This is a genomic window from Gracilibacillus sp. Marseille-QA3620, assembly GCF_054950035.1.
The window spans coordinates 2355715-2381841 of sequence record NZ_CM143102.1 but is presented as its reverse complement, the minus strand read 5'-3'; the positions used below and the strand labels follow the sequence as shown (position 1 = coordinate 2381841).

The 26127-nt window shown below is 37.3% G+C and carries 23 protein-coding genes and 1 pseudogene; 22 read left to right on the top strand and 2 right to left on the bottom strand.

Features of this window, described 5'->3' with window-relative positions; all coding sequences use genetic code 11:
* Window positions 1-170 precede the first annotated feature (170 nt).
* The 20 genes and pseudogenes from ACY8DX_RS11990 to ACY8DX_RS11895 all read left to right on the top strand — a co-directional run bounded on the left by ACY8DX_RS11990 (window position 171) and on the right by ACY8DX_RS11895 (window position 22933).
* Window positions 171-569: a hypothetical protein gene (locus ACY8DX_RS11990; protein WP_462405238.1), complete on the top strand. Its 399-nt coding sequence runs from the start codon at window positions 171-173 to the stop codon at window positions 567-569.
* A gap of 162 nt (window positions 570-731) precedes the next feature.
* A pseudogene (locus ACY8DX_RS11985) lies at window positions 732-1668 on the top strand (IS110 family transposase).
* A 489-nt stretch (window positions 1669-2157) separates the two neighbouring features.
* Entirely contained in the window at window positions 2158-2538 is a 381-nt protein-coding gene (locus tag ACY8DX_RS11980; protein WP_462405237.1) for a hypothetical protein, read from the top strand.
* A 79-nt stretch (window positions 2539-2617) separates the two neighbouring features.
* Window positions 2618-3073 (top strand): hypothetical protein, encoded by a 456-nt coding sequence (locus tag ACY8DX_RS11975; protein ID WP_462405236.1) that lies wholly within the window; start codon window positions 2618-2620, stop codon window positions 3071-3073.
* 110 nt (window positions 3074-3183) lie between these two features.
* Window positions 3184-3636: a TIGR04104 family putative zinc finger protein gene (locus ACY8DX_RS11970; RefSeq protein WP_462405235.1), complete on the top strand. Its 453-nt coding sequence runs from the start codon at window positions 3184-3186 to the stop codon at window positions 3634-3636.
* A gap of 214 nt (window positions 3637-3850) precedes the next feature.
* Window positions 3851-4483 (top strand): type 1 glutamine amidotransferase family protein, encoded by a 633-nt coding sequence (locus ACY8DX_RS11965; protein ID WP_462405234.1) that lies wholly within the window; start codon window positions 3851-3853, stop codon window positions 4481-4483.
* A 381-nt stretch (window positions 4484-4864) separates the two neighbouring features.
* On the top strand, window positions 4865-5389 hold the full coding sequence (locus ACY8DX_RS11960) for a hypothetical protein (RefSeq protein ID WP_462405233.1): 525 nt from the start codon (window positions 4865-4867) through the stop codon (window positions 5387-5389).
* A 7-nt stretch (window positions 5390-5396) separates the two neighbouring features.
* On the top strand, window positions 5397-6278 hold the full coding sequence (locus ACY8DX_RS11955; RefSeq protein ID WP_462405232.1) for an ABC transporter permease subunit: 882 nt from the start codon (window positions 5397-5399) through the stop codon (window positions 6276-6278).
* Entirely contained in the window at window positions 6275-7276 is a 1002-nt protein-coding gene (locus ACY8DX_RS11950) for an ABC transporter permease (protein ID WP_462405231.1), read from the top strand. Before ACY8DX_RS11955 ends, ACY8DX_RS11950 begins: the two co-directional genes overlap by 4 nt.
* Before the next feature lie 993 nt (window positions 7277-8269).
* Window positions 8270-9598 carry a group II intron reverse transcriptase/maturase gene (gene ltrA / locus ACY8DX_RS11945; protein WP_462405230.1) on the top strand — a complete coding sequence of 443 codons (1329 nt, stop codon included), beginning with the start codon at window positions 8270-8272 and terminating at the stop codon, window positions 9596-9598.
* A gap of 161 nt (window positions 9599-9759) precedes the next feature.
* Complete coding sequence (locus ACY8DX_RS11940; RefSeq protein ID WP_462405229.1) at window positions 9760-10236, top strand: hypothetical protein; 477 nt, start codon at window positions 9760-9762, stop codon at window positions 10234-10236.
* Window positions 10237-10592: 356 nt separating this feature from the next.
* Entirely contained in the window at window positions 10593-11087 is a 495-nt protein-coding gene (locus ACY8DX_RS11935; RefSeq protein WP_462405228.1) for a DUF1572 family protein, read from the top strand.
* 479 nt (window positions 11088-11566) lie between these two features.
* Window positions 11567-13366, top strand: coding sequence for a multicopper oxidase family protein (locus ACY8DX_RS11930; protein WP_462405227.1), 1800 nt, complete (start codon window positions 11567-11569; stop codon window positions 13364-13366).
* A gap of 720 nt (window positions 13367-14086) precedes the next feature.
* On the top strand, window positions 14087-14998 hold the full coding sequence (locus ACY8DX_RS11925; RefSeq protein WP_462405226.1) for an ArsR/SmtB family transcription factor: 912 nt from the start codon (window positions 14087-14089) through the stop codon (window positions 14996-14998).
* A gap of 178 nt (window positions 14999-15176) precedes the next feature.
* Window positions 15177-16448 carry an ABC transporter substrate-binding protein gene (locus tag ACY8DX_RS11920; protein ID WP_462405225.1) on the top strand — a complete coding sequence of 424 codons (1272 nt, stop codon included), beginning with the start codon at window positions 15177-15179 and terminating at the stop codon, window positions 16446-16448.
* Between the two features lie 104 nt (window positions 16449-16552).
* Complete coding sequence (locus tag ACY8DX_RS11915; protein ID WP_462405224.1) at window positions 16553-17485, top strand: carbohydrate ABC transporter permease; 933 nt, start codon at window positions 16553-16555, stop codon at window positions 17483-17485.
* Between the two features lie 25 nt (window positions 17486-17510).
* The gene (locus tag ACY8DX_RS11910; protein ID WP_462405223.1) at window positions 17511-18347 is read left to right on the top strand and encodes a carbohydrate ABC transporter permease; all 837 of its coding nucleotides are present in this window, start codon (window positions 17511-17513) and stop codon (window positions 18345-18347) included.
* Between the two features lie 14 nt (window positions 18348-18361).
* A complete protein-coding gene (locus tag ACY8DX_RS11905; RefSeq protein ID WP_462405222.1) occupies window positions 18362-21094 on the top strand; it encodes a glycoside hydrolase family 2 protein in 2733 nt (910 codons plus the stop codon).
* Between the two features lie 263 nt (window positions 21095-21357).
* Window positions 21358-21852: a transposase family protein gene (locus tag ACY8DX_RS11900; protein ID WP_462405221.1), complete on the top strand. Its 495-nt coding sequence runs from the start codon at window positions 21358-21360 to the stop codon at window positions 21850-21852.
* Entirely contained in the window at window positions 21821-22933 is a 1113-nt protein-coding gene (locus ACY8DX_RS11895) for an ISL3 family transposase (protein WP_462405220.1), read from the top strand. The genes ACY8DX_RS11900 and ACY8DX_RS11895 overlap by 32 nt, the downstream gene beginning before the upstream one ends.
* Before the next feature lie 111 nt (window positions 22934-23044).
* Here ACY8DX_RS11895 and ACY8DX_RS11890 read toward each other — a convergent pair whose 3' ends face one another.
* Window positions 23045-23542, bottom strand: coding sequence for a hypothetical protein (locus ACY8DX_RS11890; RefSeq protein ID WP_462405219.1), 498 nt, complete (start codon window positions 23540-23542; stop codon window positions 23045-23047).
* A gap of 365 nt (window positions 23543-23907) precedes the next feature.
* Window positions 23908-24690, bottom strand: a complete 783-nt coding sequence (locus tag ACY8DX_RS11885) for an SDR family NAD(P)-dependent oxidoreductase (RefSeq protein ID WP_462405218.1) — start codon at window positions 24688-24690, stop codon at window positions 23908-23910.
* Between the two features lie 197 nt (window positions 24691-24887).
* On the opposite strand from ACY8DX_RS11885, the gene ACY8DX_RS11880 reads away from it, so the two are divergent.
* A complete protein-coding gene (locus ACY8DX_RS11880) occupies window positions 24888-25229 on the top strand; it encodes a winged helix-turn-helix transcriptional regulator (protein WP_462405217.1) in 342 nt (113 codons plus the stop codon).
* Window positions 25230-25447: 218 nt separating this feature from the next.
* On the top strand, window positions 25448-26116 hold the full coding sequence (locus ACY8DX_RS11875) for a Type 1 glutamine amidotransferase-like domain-containing protein (RefSeq protein ID WP_462405216.1): 669 nt from the start codon (window positions 25448-25450) through the stop codon (window positions 26114-26116).
* Window positions 26117-26127 lie beyond the last annotated feature (11 nt).

The window sequence follows — 26127 nt, the reverse complement described above, 5'->3', positions numbered from 1 at the left end:
TAACTATGCCTTCACGTAGCCAAAACGTCCTTAGTTCACTCCACCAAGTCATGAAACTAAATTCAATGGGATTGAAATCCTGCGAATTAGCGAGCATTCGTGAGAAAATCATATTAAACTGAGGGAGTTGAAAAAGTAGTAATACTTAAAAATATGGGGGCATATATAAGATGAAATTTATTAAAATCATTTTATCACTAATTCCAGTTCCATTCTTATTCCATTTTTACGAATATAACTACTGTCATCTTAAGGGATATGATTCCGCTTTGTTATTTCCAGTATTTATAATATTCATAATTGTAGTAGGCGTAACATCGAGAAACATAAAATTACCTTTGTTTTTTGGAGTTAATTTTATAATAACAGTTATTTCCCTGCTGCTTGGCTATTTTTTTATCGTTAATGATGTATCTTGGTTTAAACCTGTTACAAGAGACTTTGCCATTATATTCGTTTCGGTTGTTTATATCTTAGGACAGTTAATTATAAGAGGATTTATAAGAGGGATGAGTCATCTCATATTACTAATCAAACAAAAAATGAGCATTCTCATTATTTCAAAATGATAAATGCTCTTTTATGTTGAATTCTTTATTGTAGAAACGAGGCAGCATTCCTGTAATGAATGAAAATGAGATTTGAGCATAAAAAGACCTCTTGATACGATGAAAGTGTCCTAAATGCTGGCCAGCTTAAGGGACAAAACAATCAAAATCAGGAGGTCCATCATGAATTATAACCAAAATAGGAAGATTGCTCAAATCACGCCTGAAACACTTATTATCGGTGTAGATATCGCAAAATTCAAACACGTTGCCAGAGCTCAAAACTTTAGAGGAATTGAGTTTGGATCACCTTGTTATTTTGAAAATACAAAAGAAAAATTTCAATATTTTCTAGATTGGATCTATCAACTTAAACAGAAACATGAGATGCATCAAGTCATTGTCGGGATGGAACCGACAGGGCATTATTGGTTTAACTTAGCTCATATTCTAAAGGAAAAAGGCATTAAATTTTTGGCCGTTAATCCACTGTACGTAAAGAAAACTAAAGAATTAGATGATAACTCACCAACAAAGAATCACATGAAAGATGCGAGAGAGCCAAGGTCAGATATGGCGAAATTAGAGCTGGCCACATTAATTGAAAAATATGAGTTTCTTCAATCTAAACTCGAAGAATTAGATGCCAGAATGGATGGCCTGATTGACCAGATACCAGGTGTACCACAAATGATAGCCATTAAAGTGATTGGTAGAGATACTGTCGCAGGTTTCTTTGCGGAAGTCGGGGATCTAAATGAGTACTCCCATCCTAGGCAAATCATGAAACTCGCTGGTCTAAGTTTAAAAGAAAATACATCTGGCAAACACAAGGGACAAACGAGGATAACGAAGCGTGGAAGAAAGAAACTGAGAGCTTTATTATTTAGGGTTTGTATGATACTCGTTGCGAAGAATTCGGCCTTCAAGGCACTTCATACTTATTATACGCAGTGATCTGACAATCCTTTGAAAAAATGCATGCCATCATTGCTTTGTGTAATAAACTTATTCGGATTTTATTTGCCATCGGCAAAAACCATTTGAATTTCAGGAAGAAAAGATGTTAAGGGATATCCCTCATATGGCGGGCTATCATAAAACTGAGGCAGTCGCCTAACTCTTGTTTAGATAGGATAGAAGAGTCGTGATGATATCTAAGGCTGTTGGACAATTGAAGCACGGATTAGTCAGTCACGCAACTAAACTTCGGGCATGGACCCTGTGGGGCAGCATAACTGACATCCACCTCATGGAAAGGTTGGAAGAAGGAATTTGAGAGCGAAGACTTTGAGACATGGGAGGGTTGACCTCCATGAGACATGTGGACATCCTTAAGTGCGATCATAAAACAATCATTATCCAATTTCTGTATAGGGTTGGTTAGGTGGTTATGAGTCTTTTTCCTCAAGATGTCCAAAAATCCCCTTATGAGATAGCTTCAACCATATAGGAAGATAGTCTATTGATATCAAACGATGATGAAAATCTAAGAAAACAGGAGAAATCGAGAGATTCCACTATGTTTATTGAGGGAGTTTAGTTGTAGAATTAAGTCATCATTCTTAATACATAGTAGATTAATACGGTGCGGTAATAGGAGGGTAAAATGGAACAATTCTTTGTAATAAAGGTGATTAATACAGATAAAGCAGAATTAAGAAAATGGTACAGAAAAAAAGAAGGGAAAATGTATATTTGCAGAGTGAATGGTGAAGGTACTGCCTATGCTACAGAAGATTTCATTGATGATGACTGTAGTATCGGAAACATTGAACCACAATTTTGTCAGGTCTTGACTAGTTTTGAATGTGATGATGATGGAAGAATTAAAGTGGAATTAGAGTATTCAATGATTTCTTCAATAATTAAATTTTTATCAGAGGAACATTTACGCAGTGGGGATACTATCCCTTCAGTAGATGAATTGGTTAAGTATTTGGACGAAAATCCAGATGAAATTATCAAAGTAGAGACAGAAGAAGGGTAACGTATAGTCCGAGAATATAGGGAAGAAGTATATAACTTATACAAATAATTGAGCCCATTCTGTAAAAGGGGGAATTAAATTGAAAAATCAACATTATCTCTTGATTGCACTTGCATTGGCATACCTCTCCTTTTTACCAACAATGGTAACAGCAACATCTTGGTCATATGCCTTTGTCGTGTGGGACGGGTACATCTATGCAGTCACAGAAGAGCGTGTAACCGACATTGGGGGTGAAATTGGTCAAGTCACCAAGTATTCCGATATGGAACAGTATTCAGGGAATTTCTCTAATGCTTACGAAAAAGGCACTAGATACTATGCCATTAAAGGGGTTGATACAGAGGTTGCCATCGCCATAGAAGAAGTTAATGGAAACTATGTGAAAGCCGAAAGAAAAAAGAAATATGAATACGAAGGAACGTTCTTTGAAGAACCACAAGAAAATCTTAAAGTTTTTATATCTCTGTTAGTAGGCATTTTAGTTGTTTTTTTCATTTATAAACGTCTAAAGAAAAATTGGGTTAACAGGTGATTCTTCTTCAACAAAGGGCAGGTTAGCTTAAGAAGGATAATAGGAAACAAGTAAAGAATAACTAACTTGAAGAGTCAGTATAGTAGTAGTTATAGAGTTGAGACAGAAATGTGCATTCAGCTAATAAGTTTATTGATCCAGAAGGATTAAGGGCCTTTTCAGTAGAACTCCTTTTTGTAGAAACGGGCAGTTTAGCGAAAAAAGGATTATGTCTCTTTATGTTGAACTTATTATTTATGATGAGCAAAAGTAAAGAGGGGATTGATAAAATGCCAACTTGTCAAAATTGTGATCAAAAATGGGGTTGGAATCAAACGCTAAGAATATCTTTCACTCTGGATACAGGTATGATTTGCCCATATTGCGAGAACAAACAATATACCACTAAGAGTACAAGAGAAAAAAACTTTTTGATTACATTTATAGCAATGAGCGTAATAACGTTTTGGAGTCTCTTTTTTGGCTCTTCATTTGCTTTTATATTTATCTCGACAAGTTTCGTTCCATTGTCAGTTATCCTTTATCCTTTTTGGGTGGAACTATCAAATAAGGAAGAGTTTTAATAAAATATATTCTGCTATGTGAATAGTGTATGTAAGCAACAGAGGGCTATATCTTAGATACAAGACCGATATCGAGTTATTCTTTTGGCTATTCTAGTGAAATAAGAAATAGACTCTTGGTTAAATATGGTATAAAATCATTTTAAGGGAACGTATGTTCTTTTGAAGGTGTTGTTTTTGTTGTGCAAAAAAATTTAAGATTGGAGTGTTATTAGTGCAAACAAAAAATGTTTTTCTATATGTATTTAATACAATGTCGGACTGGGAATATGGATATTTAATTGCTGAACTAAACTCAGGAAGATATTTTAAAAAAGATTTATTACCTTTAAAAGTAATTACAGTAGGAGCTAATAAAGAAATGATTACTACTATGGGAGGACTGAGCATAAAACCAGATATTTCCCTTGATGAATGTACTCTTGAGAGTAAAGATCTTTTAATTTTACCAGGAGGGACTACATGGAATGAAGAAATTCATCAACCTATCTTGGAAAGGATTGGCCAAGCTTTAAAGATTGGCACTATTGTTGCTGCAATTTGTGGTGCAATTGAGGCACTTGCGAATATGGGATACTTAGATACTAGAAAGCATACAAGTAATAATTTAGAATACACTAAAATGGTATGTCCTAACTATAAAGGAGAAAAGTTCTATGAGGTGGCATCTGTGGTATCTGATGCAAATTTAGTTACTGCATCAGGAATAGCTCCACTGGAATTTGCGATGGAGGTACTGAAAAAATTAGATGTATTTGCACAAGAAACATTAAATTCTTGGTATAGCCTAAATAAGACTCATAAACCTGAATACTTCTTCCAGTTAATGAACTCTATGAATAAATGAGTAATAATATCAAATGGCAATTTATTTTTCGAAATAATCTCCGTACTTTGTGCGATGTCAAAGTATGATTTTTATACATAATCAAAGTCTTTAGATAAGTTAACAGAGGTTGTTAATAATTGTAAACTATCAGGGTGTTGATCCAAGAAGGATTAATGCCTTTTTATGTTGAATTCCTTATGGAAATAACGGGGCAGCTTAGTTCAATAAAAACACTGTATGAATTCATTATTCAAGTGGTATCCGAATCCTTTGAGCCGGTATTTTAATGCCGAACACTCCAGGCCTCTATATTCCCATTATTGTTATATTTTTACACTTGTTCTATAATTATTTCATACTGAATAATCAGAAATTTGGATTGGTAAAGGGGAAGAAGAGATGAAAAGATTCAGAACGGTTATTATGGTCTTGTGTATACTTAGCTTAATTGCTTGTAGCCGTGGGCCAGCTAGACAAACAGTGAATTTAGACGGAGCAGTGAAAACATTAACTAGTGGTGGAATATTTGTATACGGGAAGAGTAGTCTTCCGGAAAATGCAGTTGTAAAAGGACAGCTAATTGAGCTTGAGGGGGAAAAGGTTTACGAGGAAAAAAAGGTAAGCACAGATAAAGACGGTAATTTTACAATTGAAATGAAGCGTCCTGAACTCGAACAGGAATACAAGCTACAAGTAAGTTTTAATCCAGAAGATCAAGAAGAACAGATTAAAGAGACATTTGGAGATAAAGGTCAATATATCAAAGATGATAGTGAAGGGTTTGTCGAAAATATGGAGGACACAGATGTCTCAGGGATTGTGAAATATGACCAAATCTTTAAGATGGTTACAAAGGGGGAAACAAGACAACTTGGACAGAATTCTGAATTAAATTCTTCGTTTGAAGTAATTGAAATGGAGTAAGGCAGAAATGATATTCAATGAGAAGCTCCGCATCTTTCTCTCCATTATCTTCGACTTCATACTGACATTGACTGCTATTATTCTTATTGTTGCTTTTTCTCAAGTATATACTTTGTTTTTTCAACCTGGTTTTTGGACTGCCCTTTGGGATGTATTGAAAGACATTGGGTATGCTTTCTTGTTTATGGATTATATCAATGTGGAGACTTCCGGTTTTGGTAGTCTAACGCTATTGGAGATTATCAGCGGACCTCTTCTTTATTCTCTAACTATTTTAGCTGGAGGACTAAGTCTTACTTTTATTGCTGCACTGAGCTTTGAATTTATTCATTATTTTTTGCCGCCTTTATTGAAGAAGGTAATGAGAGGGACAGCATTTGTAATCCAATCTATACCGGATGTTATCTTGATCTTTTCTTTGCAGCTATTTGCTATATGGATTTATAAACAAACGGGTGTATTAGTCATAGACCCAATTGCCGGGTTTGATAACGTTTATTTAATGCCAATCCTTACATTATCGATTCTTCCAGTTGTAATGCTTTTTCAGATGATTGATTTGTCTGTCAGTGAAGAAGAAAATCAATTGTACGTAAATTATGCTTATGCTAAAGGTTTCTCTAAGAAATATATCTTTTTTGTTCACATTTTACGAAATACGGTCCTGACTCTTTTTGCAAATTTACAATTACTATTTTGGTTAATGATATCAAATCTGTTGTTATTGGAGATTTTGTTCAACGTGAATGGATTTATGAAACTGGTCCGTGAAATTATCTTTGAACCAGGTACTTTTGCTGTCACTCTAACTTGTCTTTTCCTTCCATTCTACCTATTGGATGTTCTGGGAAAAGTAGTCGTTAAGAAAATGAACGGGGACACACTATGATTAAAGACCTTTCAAAAAATAAATGGTTTATGACTGGTTTAATATTTATATTCCTTTTATTTTCTGTGAGTTTTGCTTATCCAATCTTTATTGAACCATACTTAAATCAACCTCCAAAGATGCTATATGAAGATGGGAAATTAGTGGATGTTCCTCCCTATTCGCCAAGCTTTTCTCATTTCTTTGGTGTAGATCGATTCGGCGATGATGTATTCTGGATGGTTATAGATGGGGCTAAATATACCATCCTGATTGCAGTGGGTGTTGGAGTCCTTAGAATCTTCTTTGGGATGATTGGGGGAATTATTTATGGACTTTATTATAGATGGTTAGCTTGGGTTGTGGAGCCGCTAACACGGGCCTTTCGTTTTGTACCGGCAGTTTTGATTGCTATCCTGTTCTTACAACCTTTCCTTGGGGAAACAGGTCCAATGGCATTAGTAAAGCAGTGTTTGATTTTAACGTTCATTGCTTTTTTGCCAATTACCTCTGTGATAGGGGCGGAAGTGAATCATTATTTAAAATATGAATTCATTAAAGCCTCTGAGACTTTGGGCGGTTCGAAGTATTGGATGCTTAAAAAGCATATATTACTCTATCTTCGGCCAAGAATGTATGTCTTAATTATTCAACAAATAAACCAAGCTTTATTGCTTCTCATCCATCTAGGCGTTTTAAATTTTGTGATTGGAGGAGTGAAATTTATTGATTTAGCACAAGTTGGAGAGCAATCTAGGGAAGTAGCTTCATCTTTATCCAACGAGTGGACGGGAATGATTGGACTTTCCTATAGGGAGTTACAGATAGACCCCTGGATAGTGGTTGGACCGTGTATCGGATTTGTCTTAACTATTCTTTCTTTTAATATGATTATCTATGGTCTTCAGAAAGTATTTGAAGAACGACCGGTATACGAAAAAAAGAATAACGAGGCGACACAGAATATCATTAGAAATAATGAAGATTTTGAACTAATTAAAGATAAAAGAGCACGCTAGAAATGGTCTAAGCTTTATTTTATTAGGTTAATTAAAACTTTAGTGTTGAAACTAATGAGATAATATTTTATATATTGAACTATCGAGGGCATCGTTCCAGGAAGGACTAATGTCCTTTTCTGTTGGATTCATTAATGAACTAACAGGGGCATTACTCAATATCAAGGGCTGTATGATCAGCTCTTTTTTCTTATTCCACAAAAGGAACAGAGTTAGTTGAGCAAGATTCCAAGGGGGTATTTAGGAATTGGATATATATAGTTGGTTAGGTATTTTTTCAATTGTACTCACTATTTTATGTTTTTACTTCACTCTTTCATTTATTGAAAACCTTCATATGGATGATAAACGTATTACAAAACAGTCAAAAACCGCAGCGATAATTTGTCTCGGATTAGCGTTACTTATTCTGTTCTATTTATTCTTGGGGCTCTGACCCAAGAGGAATTATGCTGAATTCCTTATTATAGAAACGGGCAGTTGTGCGGCCGAGCCTAGGTCGTATCATATAGCGGGTGGGATTCCCGCCGAGTAAGAACTAGCCATTCGCTCGTAGCGAGTCTTGGAGGGGCAAAGGTAACTTTGGTCTTTAAGCGTAGACAGTTAGGTGGCGGGCCGAAAGCCAAATGGTTGAAGGGATTGAGCTCCATAAACGTTTGTAAACCGAGAGGGCTGATGCCTTAACTGCGTGTAGAAAGCAATATTTTATCTTTTGTTATAGGCGAGAAAGATAAAACCTCTCTGGAGTCAGAGACCTTGGCACGTCATACATAGATATGATACGGCAACTCGGGAGACCCTACCGGTCTCTTCTGTTTATTAGAAGAGTATGGTGTACAAGCGATAACAAGTAAGGAAACCAAATGCCGGGTAGGGAGTCGGATAGCAGCGTAGTACCAATGAAGTTGGGTAATGCCGATGGAGGAAAGGCTAGCTACCAGTTATTGCCCTTATTAGGGACACATTTACTACACACAGAGGTAGGGATAATAAATGGAAACAAAACTACTAAGGATAGCAGAATTAGCTAAATCTGACCCTAAGATGAAATTTACATCTCTTGCACATTTATTAAATGTGCAATCACTCATTCAATGTCATCATGAGCTGCCAAACAATAAGGCAACTGGTGTAAACGGTACAACGAAAGAGCAGTACGCCGAAAGTCTCGAAGAAAACATAATGGATTTAACAAGCAGACTTAGAAGTAAAAGTTATCGTCCGATTCCAGTTAGAAGAATGTATATTCCAAAGCTTAACTCTAATAAGAGGAGGCCATTAGGAATACCGGAACATGAGGATAAAATTGTACAAAAAGGTATTGCGAAAGTGCTAAATGCCATTTATGAGAATGACTTTCTAGACTGCTCTTTTGGGTTCCGGCCAAACAGAAACTGTCATGATGCGTTAAAGATACTAAACTTTTATATAGAAAAGAGATTAGTAAGCTATGTAGTAGATGTAGATATCAAAGGCTTCTTCGATAATGTTGACCACAAATGGATGATGGAGTTCTTGAAACATAGAATAACGGATCCTAACCTCCTGAGAATAATCAGTAGGTTCCTCAAAGGTGGTTACATGGAGGAAAGCAGGAGATACAAAACAGATAAGGGGACACCGCAAGGTGGAGTAATATCTCCTATCTTGGCTAATGTGTACCTTCATTATGTACTCGACTTATGGTTTGAGAAAGTGGTTAGGAAACAATGTGAAGGACAGGCATACATGGTAAGATATGCGGATGATTTTGTTTGTTGTTTTCAACACAAAAGGGAAGCTATACAATTCTACGAGTCATTAAAACTGAGATTGAAGAAATTTAACTTGGAAATAGCTGAGGATAAGACCAAGGTTATTCCCTTCGGGAGATTTGCAGAAAATAACGCGAAACGAACAGGGAATGGTAAACCTGCAACCTTCGATTTCCTTGGATTTACTCATTATTGTGGAAAAAGTAAACAAGGAAAATTTCGTGTAAAACGGAAATCGAGCAGAAAGAAAGTCCAAGGCAAGCTTAAAGAATCTAAGGAATGGTTGAAGTCTAATAGAAATAAAAATATCCATTTAATTATGGAGAGATTTAGACGTTCTCTAGTAGGATACTACAACTATTACTGCATTACAGATAATTCTCGAACGGTTAATGACTTTAAAGAGAAAATCGAAATTTTACTATTTAAATGGCTGAATAGAAGGAGCCAAAGAAAGTCCTTTACATGGGATAAATTCAGGCTATTCCTTCAAATGTTCCCACTTCCCAAACCAAGAATTAGGGTCAATATTTATGAATTAAGGAAAGAAATTAGCTATATTCTGTAAATGATAACTAGGAGGAGCCGTGTGCGTTAATAGCGCAAGCACGGTTCTGAGAGGGGGGAGAAGCACAATTTACCGTAAGGTAAAAAGGCTCTCTTCTACTCGACTAGTTAACAAGAAGCGATATAATCATTCCAATAACTTGTCTGAGATTGGAGAAGAAAATGAATTATATAGAGGGTTTAAATGCAAAGTACAAACCTATTAAAAATGTTCTTGATTTACTTTTTATTAAATATAAAGTTCAACCTGTTGGAAATGGGTATATTGATCTGATAATTCAAAATGAATTTGTCGATGGTTTTATAGAGGAATTAACAAAAAATAGTCTTGTCGTGGAAGGTGTATCTTGGTGGTGTCACTGCACAGAAGATTCACAACGAAAATTAGGCTGTCCACACGGATTAGGTGGTCCAGAAAGTGAATTTTTTGATGGTTGGTTTAGCGAAACAGATATTCCAATGTTAGAAATTTCATCTAATGACTTAAAAGAAATAAATGAAAATAGCACCTGCGAGAAGATTGAGTTAATAAACGCTAAAGTTGTTAATTCAATTAAAGAATTTCAGAAAAACGATAAATATAGTGAATGCTTAGTTCCAGCATTATGGATTTTTGTACCAGATGAATGGGAAAGGTAAGAAATTACTTATTGAACTACAGGGCATTGATCCAAAGGAGGATTAATGCTCTTTTTTGTTGAATTCCTTATTGTAGAAACAGGGCAGTGCGACAAGTTTCGTTATAAGCACTATAGTGCGAAGGACGAGGAATTTCTACAGAATTTCTAACTTTATAACCGAGGATAGGAATGACAAAACCACGTATTTTGAAACTATCCCATTGATACTCCTGCATGCGTCATAATAGACAGATTATGGGGTGTGAAGCATTGTGCATAAAATAGGACGAAACGAAAAAGTCTGTATGAAGTCTATTACAATGACGGGGATGTTTACTGCAATTTCAAAAGAATATATTGCGGTGAGGTGAATGTATGAACATAGGTAGTGAATATTTAAAAACAGTTATTCAACGTTTATCGAATGCAAAAATAACCGCCGAAAAAGCTTTAGAACAATTAAGTGAAAGAGAATTATTTTGGACTCCGAATGAAGAATCTAATAGTGTCGCCATTATTGTAAAGCATATGAGTGGTAATATGGTATCTCGGTGGACTGATTTCCTTACAACAGATGGAGAAAAACCATACCGAAATCGTGATGATGAATTTGTGAGAGATATTCAAACCAAAGAACAGATGATGGAACTGTGGCAATTTGGGTGGAATACCTTTTTTAACACATTGAAAAGTATTGAAGAAGAACAACTCTTAGAAACAATTTACATTCGAAATGAACCCCATTCAGTTATTGAAGCTATTGAACGTCAACTGTACCACTATTCTTATCATATTGGGCAAATCATTTATGTCGCAAAAATTTTAAAATCAAGTGATTGGAAGACATTAACTATTCCTCGAAAAAAATGAACAATTAATTATTGAACAAACAAGGGTATTTGTTGAAGAGCAAGTATACGCACTTTCTTTCTGAAGGTACCTGTTTTCATATCTCGAATAAATTAGGCAAACGGAGCAATCCTTACGATAGCAGTTAAAAAAGTTGATAAACCCACCAACATCCCGTGTGTTGCCAAATACATTCCACCCGTTGAGTGCGTCTCGGAATTATTTAAAAATGAAGCAGGTTCCTAAAAAAGGATATCCTGCTTCTTTTCAATTTTGTCCGGAGATCGGTATTGGAAATATAAATGTAGAAAGGAATATATGTCAAAGTGAAAATATGTTCATTAATAGGGTCTCCGTAGAACTATAGTTGCTCTAGATAGTCATTTAAATGGTTTATTTTATTACATGAGAAAATATCCTAAATTTCAACAAATGAAACAGATGCCATATATCAATTGGACAACCTGTCGCATTTAATGTAGTAATGAAAGGAGGAAAAAATGGATAAAATTAATGCAGCTTCAATACCGAAGTATGTTAATGAGTTGCCTATCCCACCTGCCTTTAGCCCAGAAATAGTGAAACATCAGCACAAAGGGAAAGTAAAAGCGCATAAATATAAGGTGGAGGTCAATGAATTCAAGCAGCAGGTCCTTCCAGATGAATTTCCTCAAACAACCGTCTGGGGCTATGGAGGAAAGGTGAAGGACAAGAAAACAGGGGAAAAAGTCTTCTTCCAGCATTACCCTGGTCCGACATTTGAAGCGGTTAGGGGAATCCCTGTCAATGTAGAATGGATTAATAACCTAAAAGGGCCACATCTATTTCCTGTAGATCCAACCATCGATTGGGCAAATCCTAATCGATTCCCGCCGCCAAGTCCACCCTTTATTCCCTTTCCACCTGGATATCCTGAGGCACAGTTTCCAGTTCCCATTGTGACGCACTTGCATGGAGGGGAGAACCCTTCAGCCTTTGACGGTCATCCCGAAGCTTGGTTTACGGCAAATGGAATAAAAGGTCCGAAATTTGTCACGCAGCATTATACGTATCCAAATAAACAGGAGCCGACGACTCTTTGGTATCACGATCATGCGTTAGGGATAACGAGATTAAATGTGATGGCAGGATTGGCCGGTTTTTATTTACTAAGGGACCCGAAAGACAAAATGGCAAAACATCTGCCGAGTGGTGAATTTGAGATTCCGCTGGCTATTCAAGATCGAAGCTTTAATACTGATGGTTCATTTTTCTATGACCAGGTGGGAGTGAATCCTGATATTCATCCTTACTGGGTGCCAGAATTTTTTGGCGATACTATTGTGGTTAATGGGAAGGTTTGGCCTAACCTCAATGTGAAGCCTAGGAAATATCGGTTCAGAATGCTCAATGGATCAAACGCTCGTTTCTATCATTTGTCGTTGTCAAATAACCAGTCATTCACACAGATTGGAAGTGACGGGGGATATTTGCCGAATCCTGCTGAGTTAACATCACTTCTCCTTGCGCCTGGAGAACGAGCAGATGTCATCATCGATTTCTCAAAGCTGGCACGCGGCACTAAGCTTATCTTGAGAAATGATGCCAATGCACCGTTTCCTAATGGTGACGCGCCGGACCCTGAAACTACAGGGCAGGTCATGATGTTTACCGTTGTTTCTGATAAACCTTCTTCCAAAAAGCCAATCCCTCAAAAATTAAATAAGTTACCTGATTTAAAACCTAAAAAAACAAGAACCTTAACTTTAGTCGAACTTAATGGTCCTGATGGTCCGGTTCAGCTTTTGTTGAATGGCCAACCTTATAATAGCGCCATAACGGAGCTTCCAAAAGCAGGTACAACAGAAGAATGGGAGATTATCAATCTAACCGGTGACACCCATCCAATTCATTTACACTTAATACAATTTTTGCTCAAGAATCGACAGGATATAAACTCGGAGCAATATTTGGTAGATTGGGAGTCATTAAACGGCGGACCGCCGCCTTATATGACGGAACCTAAGACATTGGATGTGGAGCCATATTTACAAGCGGCACCTATCCAACCTCCTCCAAATGAAGCTGGGTGGAAGGATACGATTAGAATGAATCCGGGACAAGTAACTAGAATTTTAGTCCGTTTTGCTTCTCAAGACGGTACACCATTCTCATTTAATCCGAGCAAAGGTCCAGGGTATGTTTGGCATTGTCATATTTTGGAGCATGAGGATAATGAGATGATGAGACCTTATAAAGTGAGGTCTACACCATTTATGAATATATGGAGAAAACTATGGAAATGGCTATGGCGTAAATAAAGATGTATAAATTGATTCAGAACGGCGAAGGCCTTATGAGGCATTGATGCAGATAAGATTATGAAATTGGATATAAAAAATGTGGGCTATCCTTGTAAGTCATTACTGAATGACTTATAGATAGCCCTATTTGTCATATAGACCAATATATTGGATTTATGCGTTCACAGAATGCAAGGGACAATTAATTAACGGTTATCTTTAACAATAGCAAGGATGTTCTATGTTTCAATGGGTTTACAGTTTTTCTGAGAAAAAATGTGAGTTTATACATATGCTTGGTTGCTAGATTATCGCAAAGGATGTTGTTATACCCAATCTATTTAATGAAACGGCACATATTGGTAAGAAGATTCGCCCGGAAAATTAAAATAATCGATAGAATAATTTACGCTTGTTCAAACTTTTTTCCTACTATGAGATTATTGGAAATTAGTGTGTTTTATTTTTCCTTAAACTGATTGTTTGGAGGATTTTTATTTTGGCGCTCTGATTACTACCTGAGTACGATATCCATTCATGGAGGAACTTCCTCTAGCACCTAGAGATAGATCCTTTATTGTAATACCGTTTTATGTAAAAAGATATAACGGTTGATAGAACATGACAAATAATGCAAGTGAAATACTAATAAATCTCCGTTCTTTTCTAATTAATATATGTCTGATATATTTATATTACAGGAAAAGTTGTAATAAAGCAGCTTCTGGGGAGGTCAGTATGAAGGATTTACATTTAACTGTGGATAATGCTCTTGAGGTATGTAAGGCCTTATCACACGAACACAGAATGAATATATTGAAGATTTTAAGCACAGGTCCTCATAATGTTAATGAGCTATCAGAAAAGCTCGGTATTCCATTTTCGACTACGGCGGTTAATGTCAAGAAATTAGAGGATATGAATTTGATTATTAGTGAGCTGGTCCCGGGTAGAGGGACGCAAAAGGTGAATTCCAAAAATTTTGATAGAATTATCATTGATTTATCACCTAGTGAGGTTGAGTTGGAGAAAAACTTAATATCCATTGATATGCCGATTGGAGAATATGTCGATTGTAAAGCAGAACCTAGCTGTGGTTTGGTTGGTGATAATGATTATATCGGGATGCAAGACGACCCACGGTCTTTTTATGAAACGAATCGGAGAGAGGCTGAGCTTCTTTATTTTAAAGCGGGTTATGTGGAGTACCGTTATCCAAATCGAACACCATATGGTTCTAGTGTTTCGGAGCTGGAATTCACTCTGGAGATGTGTTCAGAGGCTCCTTATCACAAAAATGATTGGCCATCCGATATCACGATGTGGATTAATGGAATAGAGGTTGGGACGTGGACATCACCTGGTGACTTTGGAGGGGAAAGAGGCTTCAATACACCAAAATGGTGGAGTCTTCACTTTACTCAATATGGATTATTAAAGAATTGGAAAGTTACTGAAGCAGGGACTTTTTTAGATGGAAATAAAATTTCCGATATTAGAATTGTAGATCTTCAAATCAATAACAATCCATATATTTCTTTAAAAATTGGAATAAAAGAAGAAGCGACCAATATAGGCGGAATTAATTTATTCGGCACCAATTTCGGCAATTATAGTCAAGGTATTGTTATGAATTTGCGTTATTTATAAAGGTATAATTTTCAGGGATTATCTCTTTTTAAGAGCCATAATCCTTTTTTTGTTTTCGTGGATATACACTACCGTTATCATTATTACAAACTTATATATATTATTTTAATAATTATTGAAATAAAAAATGAATTGTTGTACGATTAATTATGTAAAATATTATCGGAGGTGGGTATAAATGGTCGGTTCTTTGAAAAGGCTTTCATTTATTGTTTTAGGTTTAATTTTAATATTAGCTGGTTGTTCTCCTGGAGAATCTGACAGTACATCAGGTTCGAATGGTGGTGTAACTAAACTTAGCTATTGGGTACCTTTTAGCGGTTCAGACGGTGAATTTATGCAAGATATGGTTAAGAAGTTTAATAGCTCACAAGATGAGATTGAAGTTGAGTTTATGAATAACAATTGGGAGGATTATTATACAAAATTCAAAACCTCTCTCGTTTCCAATACTGCACCAGACGTAGCTGTTGCGCATGTATCCAGATTAGGAGAACTTCTTCCAACCGGAAAACTTGAATCTTTAGATGATTTAGCTAAAGAAGCTGATTTGGACTGGTCAACCTTCGGTGAGAATCAATTAGATGCAGTGACACGAGAAGGTAATCATGTTGCTGTACCACTTGATACACATGCTGTCATTATGTTTTACAATAAAACGCTATTAAAAGATGCTGGGCTTTTAAATGAAGATGGAACTATTAAAATGGAGCAGGGTGCTGAGGGCTTTACTGAGATGTTAAGAACTTTAAAAGACGAACTCCCTAAAGGTGTATCTCCAATGGTAATCGGTAGTAATAATGTGTTTTCCTTCTGGATTTGGCATGCACTCATTAGTCAACAAGGATCTACATATATACAAGATGGAAAAGTCACAATTGATACCCCTGAAGGTAAAGAGGCAATGAATCTATTGAAAACTTGGTTGGATGAAGGTCTGATACAGGCTGATATCGGTGATAATAGCTACGATATTTTTAAAACACAGGATGCGGCTGTAACATTCTCTGGAGTATGGGCAACAGGTAATTTTGAAACTGAAGAATCATTGGATTTTGCAGCCGTTCCATTCCCGCAACTATTTGACCAGCCAGGTGCTTGGGGTGATTCTCATACTATTGTCGTACCTAAACAAGATGATAAAGAAAAACAAGTAGCAGCTGTTAAGTTTGCTGATTGGTTAGCTGAAAACGGACAAATGTGGGCAAAGGCAGGACATGTACCAGTTAAGCCATCCGTTATTGAATCAGAAGAATACAAGGAAATGCCGTATCGTTCTGATTATGCGAAGGTAATGGATGATGTCAACTATATGCCGGAAAATAATCAGCTAACGGCTATCAACGATGCTATTTTAGAATCACTTGTGAAAGTTAATTATGGACAAATTTCCGTGGACAAAGGGTTGAAGGAAGCTCAACAAAAAGTAGAAGAACTTGTTGGCAAGTAAAAATCACAAACCATAATGTGGAGTGTTTTGCATTCCGCATTATGGTTTATCTATAAGGGCTATTGAATTCTAATAGTTTTTTCTACGAAGGAGTGATTGACAAAATGAGAGATTCTACTATTGATCATACGAGTAAACCAGCGAAGAAAAGAAGAAAACCTTTAAGAAATAAGGTAAATAGCTATTTAGCAGCATTTCTATTCCTAGCTCCTTTTATGGTTTTATATTTATGGTTTTGGATTTATCCAATTATTAAAGGATTTTTAACGAGCTTGACCACTGGCGCTTTTGGGGTTAGTGAAACCTTTGCTGGTCTAGACAATTACAAATATATGCTGTCAGATGATAAGTTTTGGTCGTCATTCGGTAACACACTGTACTTTGTATTAATCTCCACACCTTCGATTGTCATTATTGGTTTGCTTATAGCGCTCCTCGTGAACATGAAATTAAAAGGTACGACGTTTTTAAGAAGTGCTTTCTTTATGCCCTATATGTTATCTATTTCTGTTGTCGGGAGTATTTGGGTGTTTATTTTGCAATCGAATACAGGGCTTCTAGCAGAAACGTTAGAGTTAATTGGGATAAACATGAGTGTTTCCTGGTTCGGCAGTTGGGGGATGGGGTGGCTTTCCATCTTGCTCGCAACGCTCTGGTGGACAGTTGGGTTTAATATGATTTTATTCTTAGCAGGACTTCAAGAAATTCCGGATGAATTATATGAAGCTGCTGATATTGACGGGGCTAGCAGCTGGGAGAAATTCCGCTATATTACATTTCCCTCTTTAAGAGGAGTAACAGCTATAGTTCTTCTGCTCCAAACGATTGCTTCATTTAAACTTTTCGGACAAACATTTCTTATTACAAACGGTGGGCCAGGTACATCCACCACTCCACTCGTTCACTATATTTATCAAATAGCTTTTAGGCAATGGGATATGGGATATGCCTCTGCCGTTTCATTTGTACTATTTTTAGCCGTGTCATTCATTTCCCTGATTCAATATAAGGTACTTATGAAGAAAGAGAAACATTGAAAAGCCAGTTGGAGGTGGAATGATAATGAGTAATAATAAAAATTCTATGCGTACATATTTGATTTACATTGCCGCGTTTTGTATGGCATTTGTCATGATTATTCCCTTGCTTTGGATGATTATTTCTGCTTTCAAGGCACCTGGGTCAACGGTTACGGTTATAACTGAATTGATGCGTCCTCCGTATACTTTAGATAGCTTTAAAGAAGTGTTAGAACCAGATGGTACAGCAATGATGTGGCGCTGGACATTTAATAGTGTAGTAGTTGGGGGTGTGCAAACGGTTGTTACTGTGTTGTTTAGTTCCTGGGCAGCATATGCTGTATCTCGAATAGATTTCAAGGGGAAAACGATTATTTTCGCTTTGATATTAGCGGGATTGATGGTTCCGATGGAATCAATCGTAGTTCCATTATTTGAAATGATTGTTGAACTCAATTGGACAAATACGTACCATGCCTTGATTTGGCCGGGAATGATGCTTCCATTAGCATTCCTGATTTTAAAGCAATTTATCGACCAGCTTCCATCAGAATTATTAGAAGCTGCCAGAATTGATGGTGCTGGACATTTTCAAATCTGGTGGAAAATCGTATTTCCGCTATCTAGAAGTTCCATGGCAGCAGTTAGTATTTTTATCTTCATTCAGTCATGGAATAATCTCTTATGGCCATTATTAGTCGCTCAGGAAACAAGTATGATGACCTTGCCAGTTGGAATCCCAACCTTTCAGAGCAATTTTGCAACAGACTTGGCAGTGCCGATGGCCTCTAATGTTATAGCGAGTATTCCAGCGCTAATTGTATTCCTTTTGTTCCAAAAACATATTATTAAGGGTATCTCCATGACCGGTATTAAGTAGTAGGAGGATAGATAATGAGACAGAGACAGGATTTAAATGGAATGTGGGATTTTCAGATTGATAAAAAAGATGTCGGTGAAAAGAATGCCTGGTATGAAAGTAGGTTAGCAGATTCCATACAGATAGAAGTTCCGCATATTTGGCAGAGAGAAGAAGATTATGTTGAATATTGTGGGGCAGCTTGGTATGAAAAACAATTTTCTCTGGAAGAAATCCCTTCGAATAATAGAGCCTTCCTATATTTTGGAGCAGTTGATTTTCATGCAAGGGTTTGGCTGAACGGTGAATATATTGGAGAACATGAAGGTGGGTTTACTCCTTTTGAATTAGAAGTTACTGAGAAGTTAAATCGCGATGAAAATATCTTATCGGTACGAGTGTATGATCCAAGTGATAACGCGGAAATTCCTATTGGTAAGCAAGGGTCTTGGTACACAAGAGTCAGTGGTATCTGGCAGGAAGTATACCTGGAATTCCGTTCGGACAGCTTCATAGATTATGTACATGTAATCCCTGATGTGGACGATGGAAAGGCAGATGTCACAATATCTGTTGCAGGCGATCTAATTGATTTAGAAGCTGAAATTATTGTGTCGGAACATCAAAATAATAATAGGGTGTTTGCTAATTATTTTGGTTCATTAAATACAGATAAAACCAATCCATACAATCTGCCAATTAAGGATGTTCAATTATGGACACCTGAAAATCCATATTTATACGATATTAAAGTGAACCTAAAAAAAGATGATGTCGTAGTTGATTCGTATGAAACGTATTTTGGAATGAGAAAAGTTGAATACAGTCATGATCAAATTTTATTGAATGGAAAACCGCTATACATTCGTGGCGCATTGGATCAAGCCTTTTATCCGGATACCATTTATACAGCCCCGAACGATGAATGGATTCAGAATGAAATTAAATTAGCCAAAAGTATGGGCTTTAATATGCTGCGTAAACATATAAAAGTTGAAATCCCTCGTTATCTGTATTGGGCTGATCGAATGGGAATGCTTATATGGGCTGAACCTCCAAATGTTGTGAAATGGTCCAGTCAGAGCAATCGCCGCTTTTATAATGAATTAGTAGGCATGATTAAACGGGATTATAATCATCCATCCATCATTATTTGGTCTTTATATAATGAAGAATGGGGATTGGAATGGGATTTAGCCAATGATGTTGAAAAACAAAAATATATCATTGAGATGTATGAAAATATAAGAGAGCTTGACTCTACACGATTGATTTGTGATAACTCTGGCTGGACTCATGTTAAGACGGATATAAATGACTATCATAGTTATTTTTCTTTACCCGAGCAATTTGGTGAATGGAAGCAAGAGCTGGATGATTACATAATTAATACCCCTGAAAAAAACTATGTAGATGGCTATTCGCCAAATGGAGAGCCAATCATTGTCTCTGAGTTCGGTGTATGGGGGCTGCCGAGTATCAAAAAATTAGTTGATTATTATGGTGGGACACCATCTTGGTTTGCGAATCTCGGAGATGACACGCATGGTGAGGATTTTAAAAAACCATTAACGATCTTTGAAAATTTCGAACGCTATCAATTAAATCGGATTTTTGGAGATAAAGAAAACCTAGCGCTTCATTCTCAGCATCGAATGTTTCGCGCTTGCCAATCGCTAATTGAAGAGATGAGAAAGCGGCCAAAAATTAACGGGTATGTCGTAACGGAATTCTCCGACATAGAATGGGAAACTAATGGTTGGCTTGATTATACAAGAGATATGAAAGCAGGCTTTGAGAAGGCAGCGATTTTCAATGGCCCTCTAGTGGTAATGGCTGATGGAGTAACTCGAAATATATGGTCTGGAGATAAAGAAACATGGGATATTATCATCTCAAATCATAATCAGGAAGAACTTTATGGGACACTAGAATGGGAAATTTCCAATACAGAAATACAGGGCAATATGAAACTGGATGAGGGGGATAGCCTATTTGTTAAGCTTCCTCAAGTTATACAGTTTACCGTCCCTGCTGTAGAGAAGGCGGACTTTTATAAACTAGTGCTTCGCATCCAAAGAGAAGGGGAAATAATTGCGTGGAATGAAGTTGAGATAACGATATCGCCGAGGAAAACAATTTCCCCAGTTACAGTCTTCCCATACGATATGAATGATACCTTTGTTAGGAACTTAACTGACAATGGCTTGAAAATTGTTAATGCATTTGATACAGCTGAAATAGTTGTTACGTGTACGTTAAATTCGGAAGTGCTTAACTATTATCGTGATGGTGGCCATGTTTTATTCTTAGCAGAGAATGGAGACAAGGTAGAGGAGAAAGGCCAATTCACCTTTCGGGAGTTAGATCGAGGAGAAAGCTGGAACCGTACATCTTCGTTTAACTATGTAGATACCGACTATTTTGAAAATCTTCCCTTAAACAAAGAAATGGGATGGGAAATGGATGGATTATACCCTGACTATGTTATCCCATTCAGCAATTATCATAAATTAGGCGGAACAATCGGACGCATAGTCTATATGTTTGGTAATGATAGCATACCTGATAACAGTGAGATTATATCTGGCTACTTCCAGGGGTGGGGTGGACAAGCAGGGGGAAGCATGATTGTACAAAAGAGTGCTGAAGGTAGTCTGACATTAACAACATGGAAGTTGATAGAAAACTATGGAGACCATCCAATCGCAACTCAAATTGTGAACTATTTGATTAGTAAAACTATAGGGGCTTTTAAAACGTTTTAAACGGATAATGGCTTCCGCATGTTTTAAAAATAAACTATCATATTTACTAAAAAAGCAGACGATTTAGAGGTACTGTATTGAACCTCTAAACTACCTGCTTTTTCTGTTTGTTTATGAATCGTCCGTTTATTATTGAGACGCCGTGAACGAAAGGTGTAACCGTCAAGTAGAATTAAACAGTTTTCAAAAAATAGGACGGTTCTTACGCCATGTTGGTGATGGCTTATGTACATTCTTTTTCGGGTATAACACAATTGAAATGAATGGAAATGAGGTGTCAAGCTATGGTTGAAACTACACTGCTTTTCCCGGGTGATGACACAATCGAAATTCTATGTGAACAACTAGATGAGAAGAATCTATTTTATATTATTGAAGTACATTCCTCTTCTGCAAAATGCCCCTCATGCGATATTCTTTCAACCAGGTCACACAGTCGATATAGCCGAGAGATAAAGGATATGCCCCAAGGGGGACGTAATGTCACCATGAAGGTTTTTATGCACAAATGGTTTTGTGATGCTCCCGACTGTCCTAGAAAGATTTTCACCGAACGTCTTTCTTGGCTTAAACCTTACAGACGAAGAACGGATCGCATGGACAAGGTCTTAACCGAAATAGCGCTCTCCACGAGCTGCCTGAATGCAGAGAAGCTCTGCCGAACCCTTTCTTATCCCGTCAGCCATGATACCCTGCTCCGTCTAATCAGAAAGATGGAACCCACAGATGAAAGGTGCTCTCCCTTTCGTGGGGATTGATGACTTCGCCTTTAAGAAAAGATTTACTTATGGCACAATCATCATCGATTTATTGACCCATCAACCATTGGATATCCTCCCCACAAGGGAGTCATCGGATGTCACAGCCTGGCTTAAGAGATACCCTGACATCAAGGTGGTGAGCCGTGATGGATCTAAATCTTATGCAAAAGCTATAAAAGATGCATCCCCAGATATAAAGCAGGTCGGGGATCGCTGGCATATCCTTAAACAATTATTTGAAACCGTCAAACAGACAATCAGAACCTTCCTCCCTAAAAAATGGGTACCTCCTCAAAAGGATGAATTAAATGCGGAGCCGATAAAAATCTCCCCGAGGAAATCGGATCATACCAGGATTCAAAACGAGGAGAAACATTGGAACCGTATCAAACTTGTCCATCAATTAAAATCCGAAGGATTTTCAATAGCAGCTATCTCAAGAAAAGTGGGCATTACTCGCCAAACGGTCTATAAGGACCTAAAGACAACCCAAAAACCCTCTCATGTACGAGAATCCAAGTATCAAGCGTATCAAGCTCTTATACTGAATTTAGTCAAAGATGGACAGTCTTTCAAGAAAATAGAAGCGTCTTGTCGAGAAAAGGGGTATAAAGGATCCGTTTCTACCTTGAATACCCTGATTGCGCATGCACGCAGAAATCAAAAGAGAGAACGACCGATATTTCTCCATCAAAGAATCTTAAAGATCATATGGGATTTTCAAAAGAAAGACCATAAAAGCCAATTTGAACAGATTCATCCTGATTTCCTCAACGTCTTTCCGGATATTCTATCACTGGATCAGATGGTCTCTTCCTTCCGAATGATTTTTAAAAACAAGGAATCCTCTCAGCTCTTGGAGTGGATGGAAAAATATCAAACAAACAAGTTTTCTTTCTTTCAGTCTTTTATTGCAGGGTTGAAGGAGGATTTGGCTGCTGTGCTGAACGGTGTACAAGAGCCATGGAGTAATGGGGTAACGGAAGGACAAGTAAACAGGTTAAAGAACATAAAACGATTGATGTATGGTCGCGCAAACTTTGATTTACTTAAAAAGAGGTTTCTATATAAAAACTAGATATACTAAAAAAGTAAACGGCATGATTGAGAAGGGGTACTTAGTGTATTTCACCAAAAAGGCGTAAGAACCGGCCTTATTTGTGGAAAACTGTTGAGTCTAGTTTATCGTTTACAAAAGGATAATCGTTAAAATTAACAGAATCACTTGAACAATGAAAACCATAATGATATATACCCGACCCCTTGATGCTTTCTTACGGCCAAATGTCCAAGAATATAATAGGACCAGCGAAAGAATCGGAAAGATGCATAGTAGAGCGATTGCTAGATTATCTAGACTCATGAGAAAGATGAACAGTGAGTAATAGGCAAGCTGTAATGAAACAATGGATAAAAAGACAGATAATCGTTCTTCGAGGAAAAATTCTCTATGAGTGTAAATCCAAGCGAGAAATAAAAAAATCGCCGTTAATTCAATGATAATAATGAATGGTGAGTTAATGGCAAAAAAACCAAGTACGACTAAAATGACAATACCGAGTAATTGAACCTTAGCTTTATTTTTACTATTCGCAGACATCCAGAATGATATTAAGATCATGGCTAAAAGCGGTGAAAATAGTAATGAATAAAATAACATGGCATCATAAAGTGTTATACCGTCCAAAAAATCAACTCCTTCTTACTTTTTATATGAAGAGTGACTTAATATTGTTACTTAAATAGGAGAGTGATTATGTCGCCGGCTTCAATGTTTTTGTGTAAACAACCTTTAGAGCTGGCAGACCATCACTATTGTATTCTTTGAATTGGCAGAAAAGAGCTGGCTTTTCCCTAAATTTATTTCTTATGTACTAATTCTGTTTATAAATGCTTCGTCAAAAGCTGTTTTCCTAAATAAAAAACAGAGATGAAGAGCAAGCCATACGATAATTTTCTCTTCATCTCTAATTAAAGTGATTAATAGGAATAGTTATATATTTTCGATTGTTTTTCGTTACTAGCCTCCCTTAGAATCTCTGTCGTTTTATTTCAAAGCCTGCTTCCTCCAGTGGCATCAATAAAATGCCCCGTGATCCATCGCGCTTCCTCAGATGCTAGAAATGCAACGATATCAGCAACATCTTCCGTTGTACCCACTCTGTTAAAGGCAGATAATGCAGCTGCTTGCGCGAGACCTTCTGGGGTGGAGCGCATTTCCTTGTTCATATCAGTCGCCGTAATGCCTGGCCTTACTGCATTAATGGTAACGTTTTTTGATGCGAAATGTGGGGCTAAGGCCAAAGTCAGTGTCTCAAGGGCTCCCTTTGAAGCTGCATAAATGCTTTGCATTGGAGCGGCAACACGGGTAAAGCCAGTGGAAGTGTTAATGATTCTTCCGCCATTCCGTATATATGGGCTGGCTGCTTGAGTAAGAAAGAACGGAGCTTTAAGATTAACGTTCATGACATCCTCATACATTTCAATTGATGTTTCTTCAAAAGAAACGGGAGGTCCAATACCTACATTATTGATTAAGATATCCAGGTGAACAGTTCCTATTTCCGAACGGACTGCCTCTTCAAATGCTGCCCAAAGCTTATTTACACCGGAAATGCCGGTTGTTAAATCTGCTTCCAAAGCAACAGCCTTTGAGCCTAATTTCTTAATATCATCCACAACATTTAACGCAGCATCCTTATTGCTGGCGAAATGAACACCTATAAATTCCGCTCCGCCAGCCGCTAATTTTTTGGCGATTTCAGCCCCTATCACGCGACTTGCCCCTGTAACCAATGCAACCTTACCATTGAATTTCCCTTTATTCGTCGGCATGATATCCTGCTCCTTTTATAATAAACTTAATGCATAATCCATATTATTAGATTATGATAAGTCTGAATAGTACGATATTTTTGTGTCGTTACGATCTAATGGTGTACTTATGAGGAAGTCCAACAGCTCAAACGCAGGCTTTTTTGCATACTGATTAAGATTAAAAGAATTTAGAACAGTGGGAGAGGTGAATTACCATGATTCAATTAAACAGTGCCGATTTAACTTGCCCGTTCACGACAGCTCAAAAAGTATTGTCAGGTAAATGGTCTCTGATGATTATTTTTCATCTAAAGGACGGACCAGTACGATTTAATGAATTGCTACGGAAATTTGAAGGTTTGACTCATTCATCACTGACTAAACAACTAAAGCAACTGGAAAGCTTTCAAATTATTCATCGTGAGGTTTATCATCAAGTACCGCCAAAAGTGGAATATTCTTTAACTGATTTAGGGAAAAAGCTACACCCTACGCTTGATATGCTGACAGATTGGGGAAGCGAATATATACAGAATTGCAAGGGAATTGCAAGATGATTAACTAGCTATTAATTAAATATCGAGTTCATCTACATCTTTTATTTTAAAAGTATATAAAAAAGGGTCATCCATGGAAGTCATCTTTCACTGGTTTTTGGATAGCTCTTTTTAATACAATTTAGATAAGTAAAGTTAGGCTGGAAAAGTAGTAGCACCGTTTGCCCACTTATATACACGGTTTAGGAGAGTCTATAAAATGAAAAAGGAGGGGAGTTATGAAACTTTTGCTTACATCTGGTGGCATAACGAACAAAAGTATACAACACGCGTTGGTTGACATGCTGAACAAGCCGATTGCCGACTCTAATGCTCTATGCATTCCTACGGCGATGTATGGACACCCCTGGGTTGGCCCTGGCGTCAAAGCTTGGGAATTCATCAGCGGCAAGGAAAATAACCCTATGGTCGACCTGGGCTGGAAGTCCGTCGGCATACTGGAGCTTACAGCGTTGCCGAGTATTAGAGAAGATCGCTGGGTGCCACTCGTACGGGAGACTGACGTCTTACTGGTATCAGGAGGCGATGCCCTTTATCTTCATTACTGGATGCAGCAATCTGGGCTGGCCGACCTCTTGCCGTCACTACAAGCAGTTTATGTGGGAATGAGTGCCGGCAGCATGGTGATGGGATCTAATATAGGGGATGACTTCGTTGGATGGGAGCCACCTAATGGTACTGATGAAGCGCTCGGGATGGTTGATTTTGCTATTTTTCCGCATCTGGAACATGAAATGCTACCGGGAAATACCAGGGCTGCTGCAGAGAGTTGGGCTGCAGGTATGCAAGGCCCGGCGTATGCCATTGATGACCAAACCGCCATCAAAGTGATTGACGGAGAGGTAGAAGTTGTTAGTGAAGGGAATTGGAAACTGTTTGAGAAGTAATTTTGGTATGC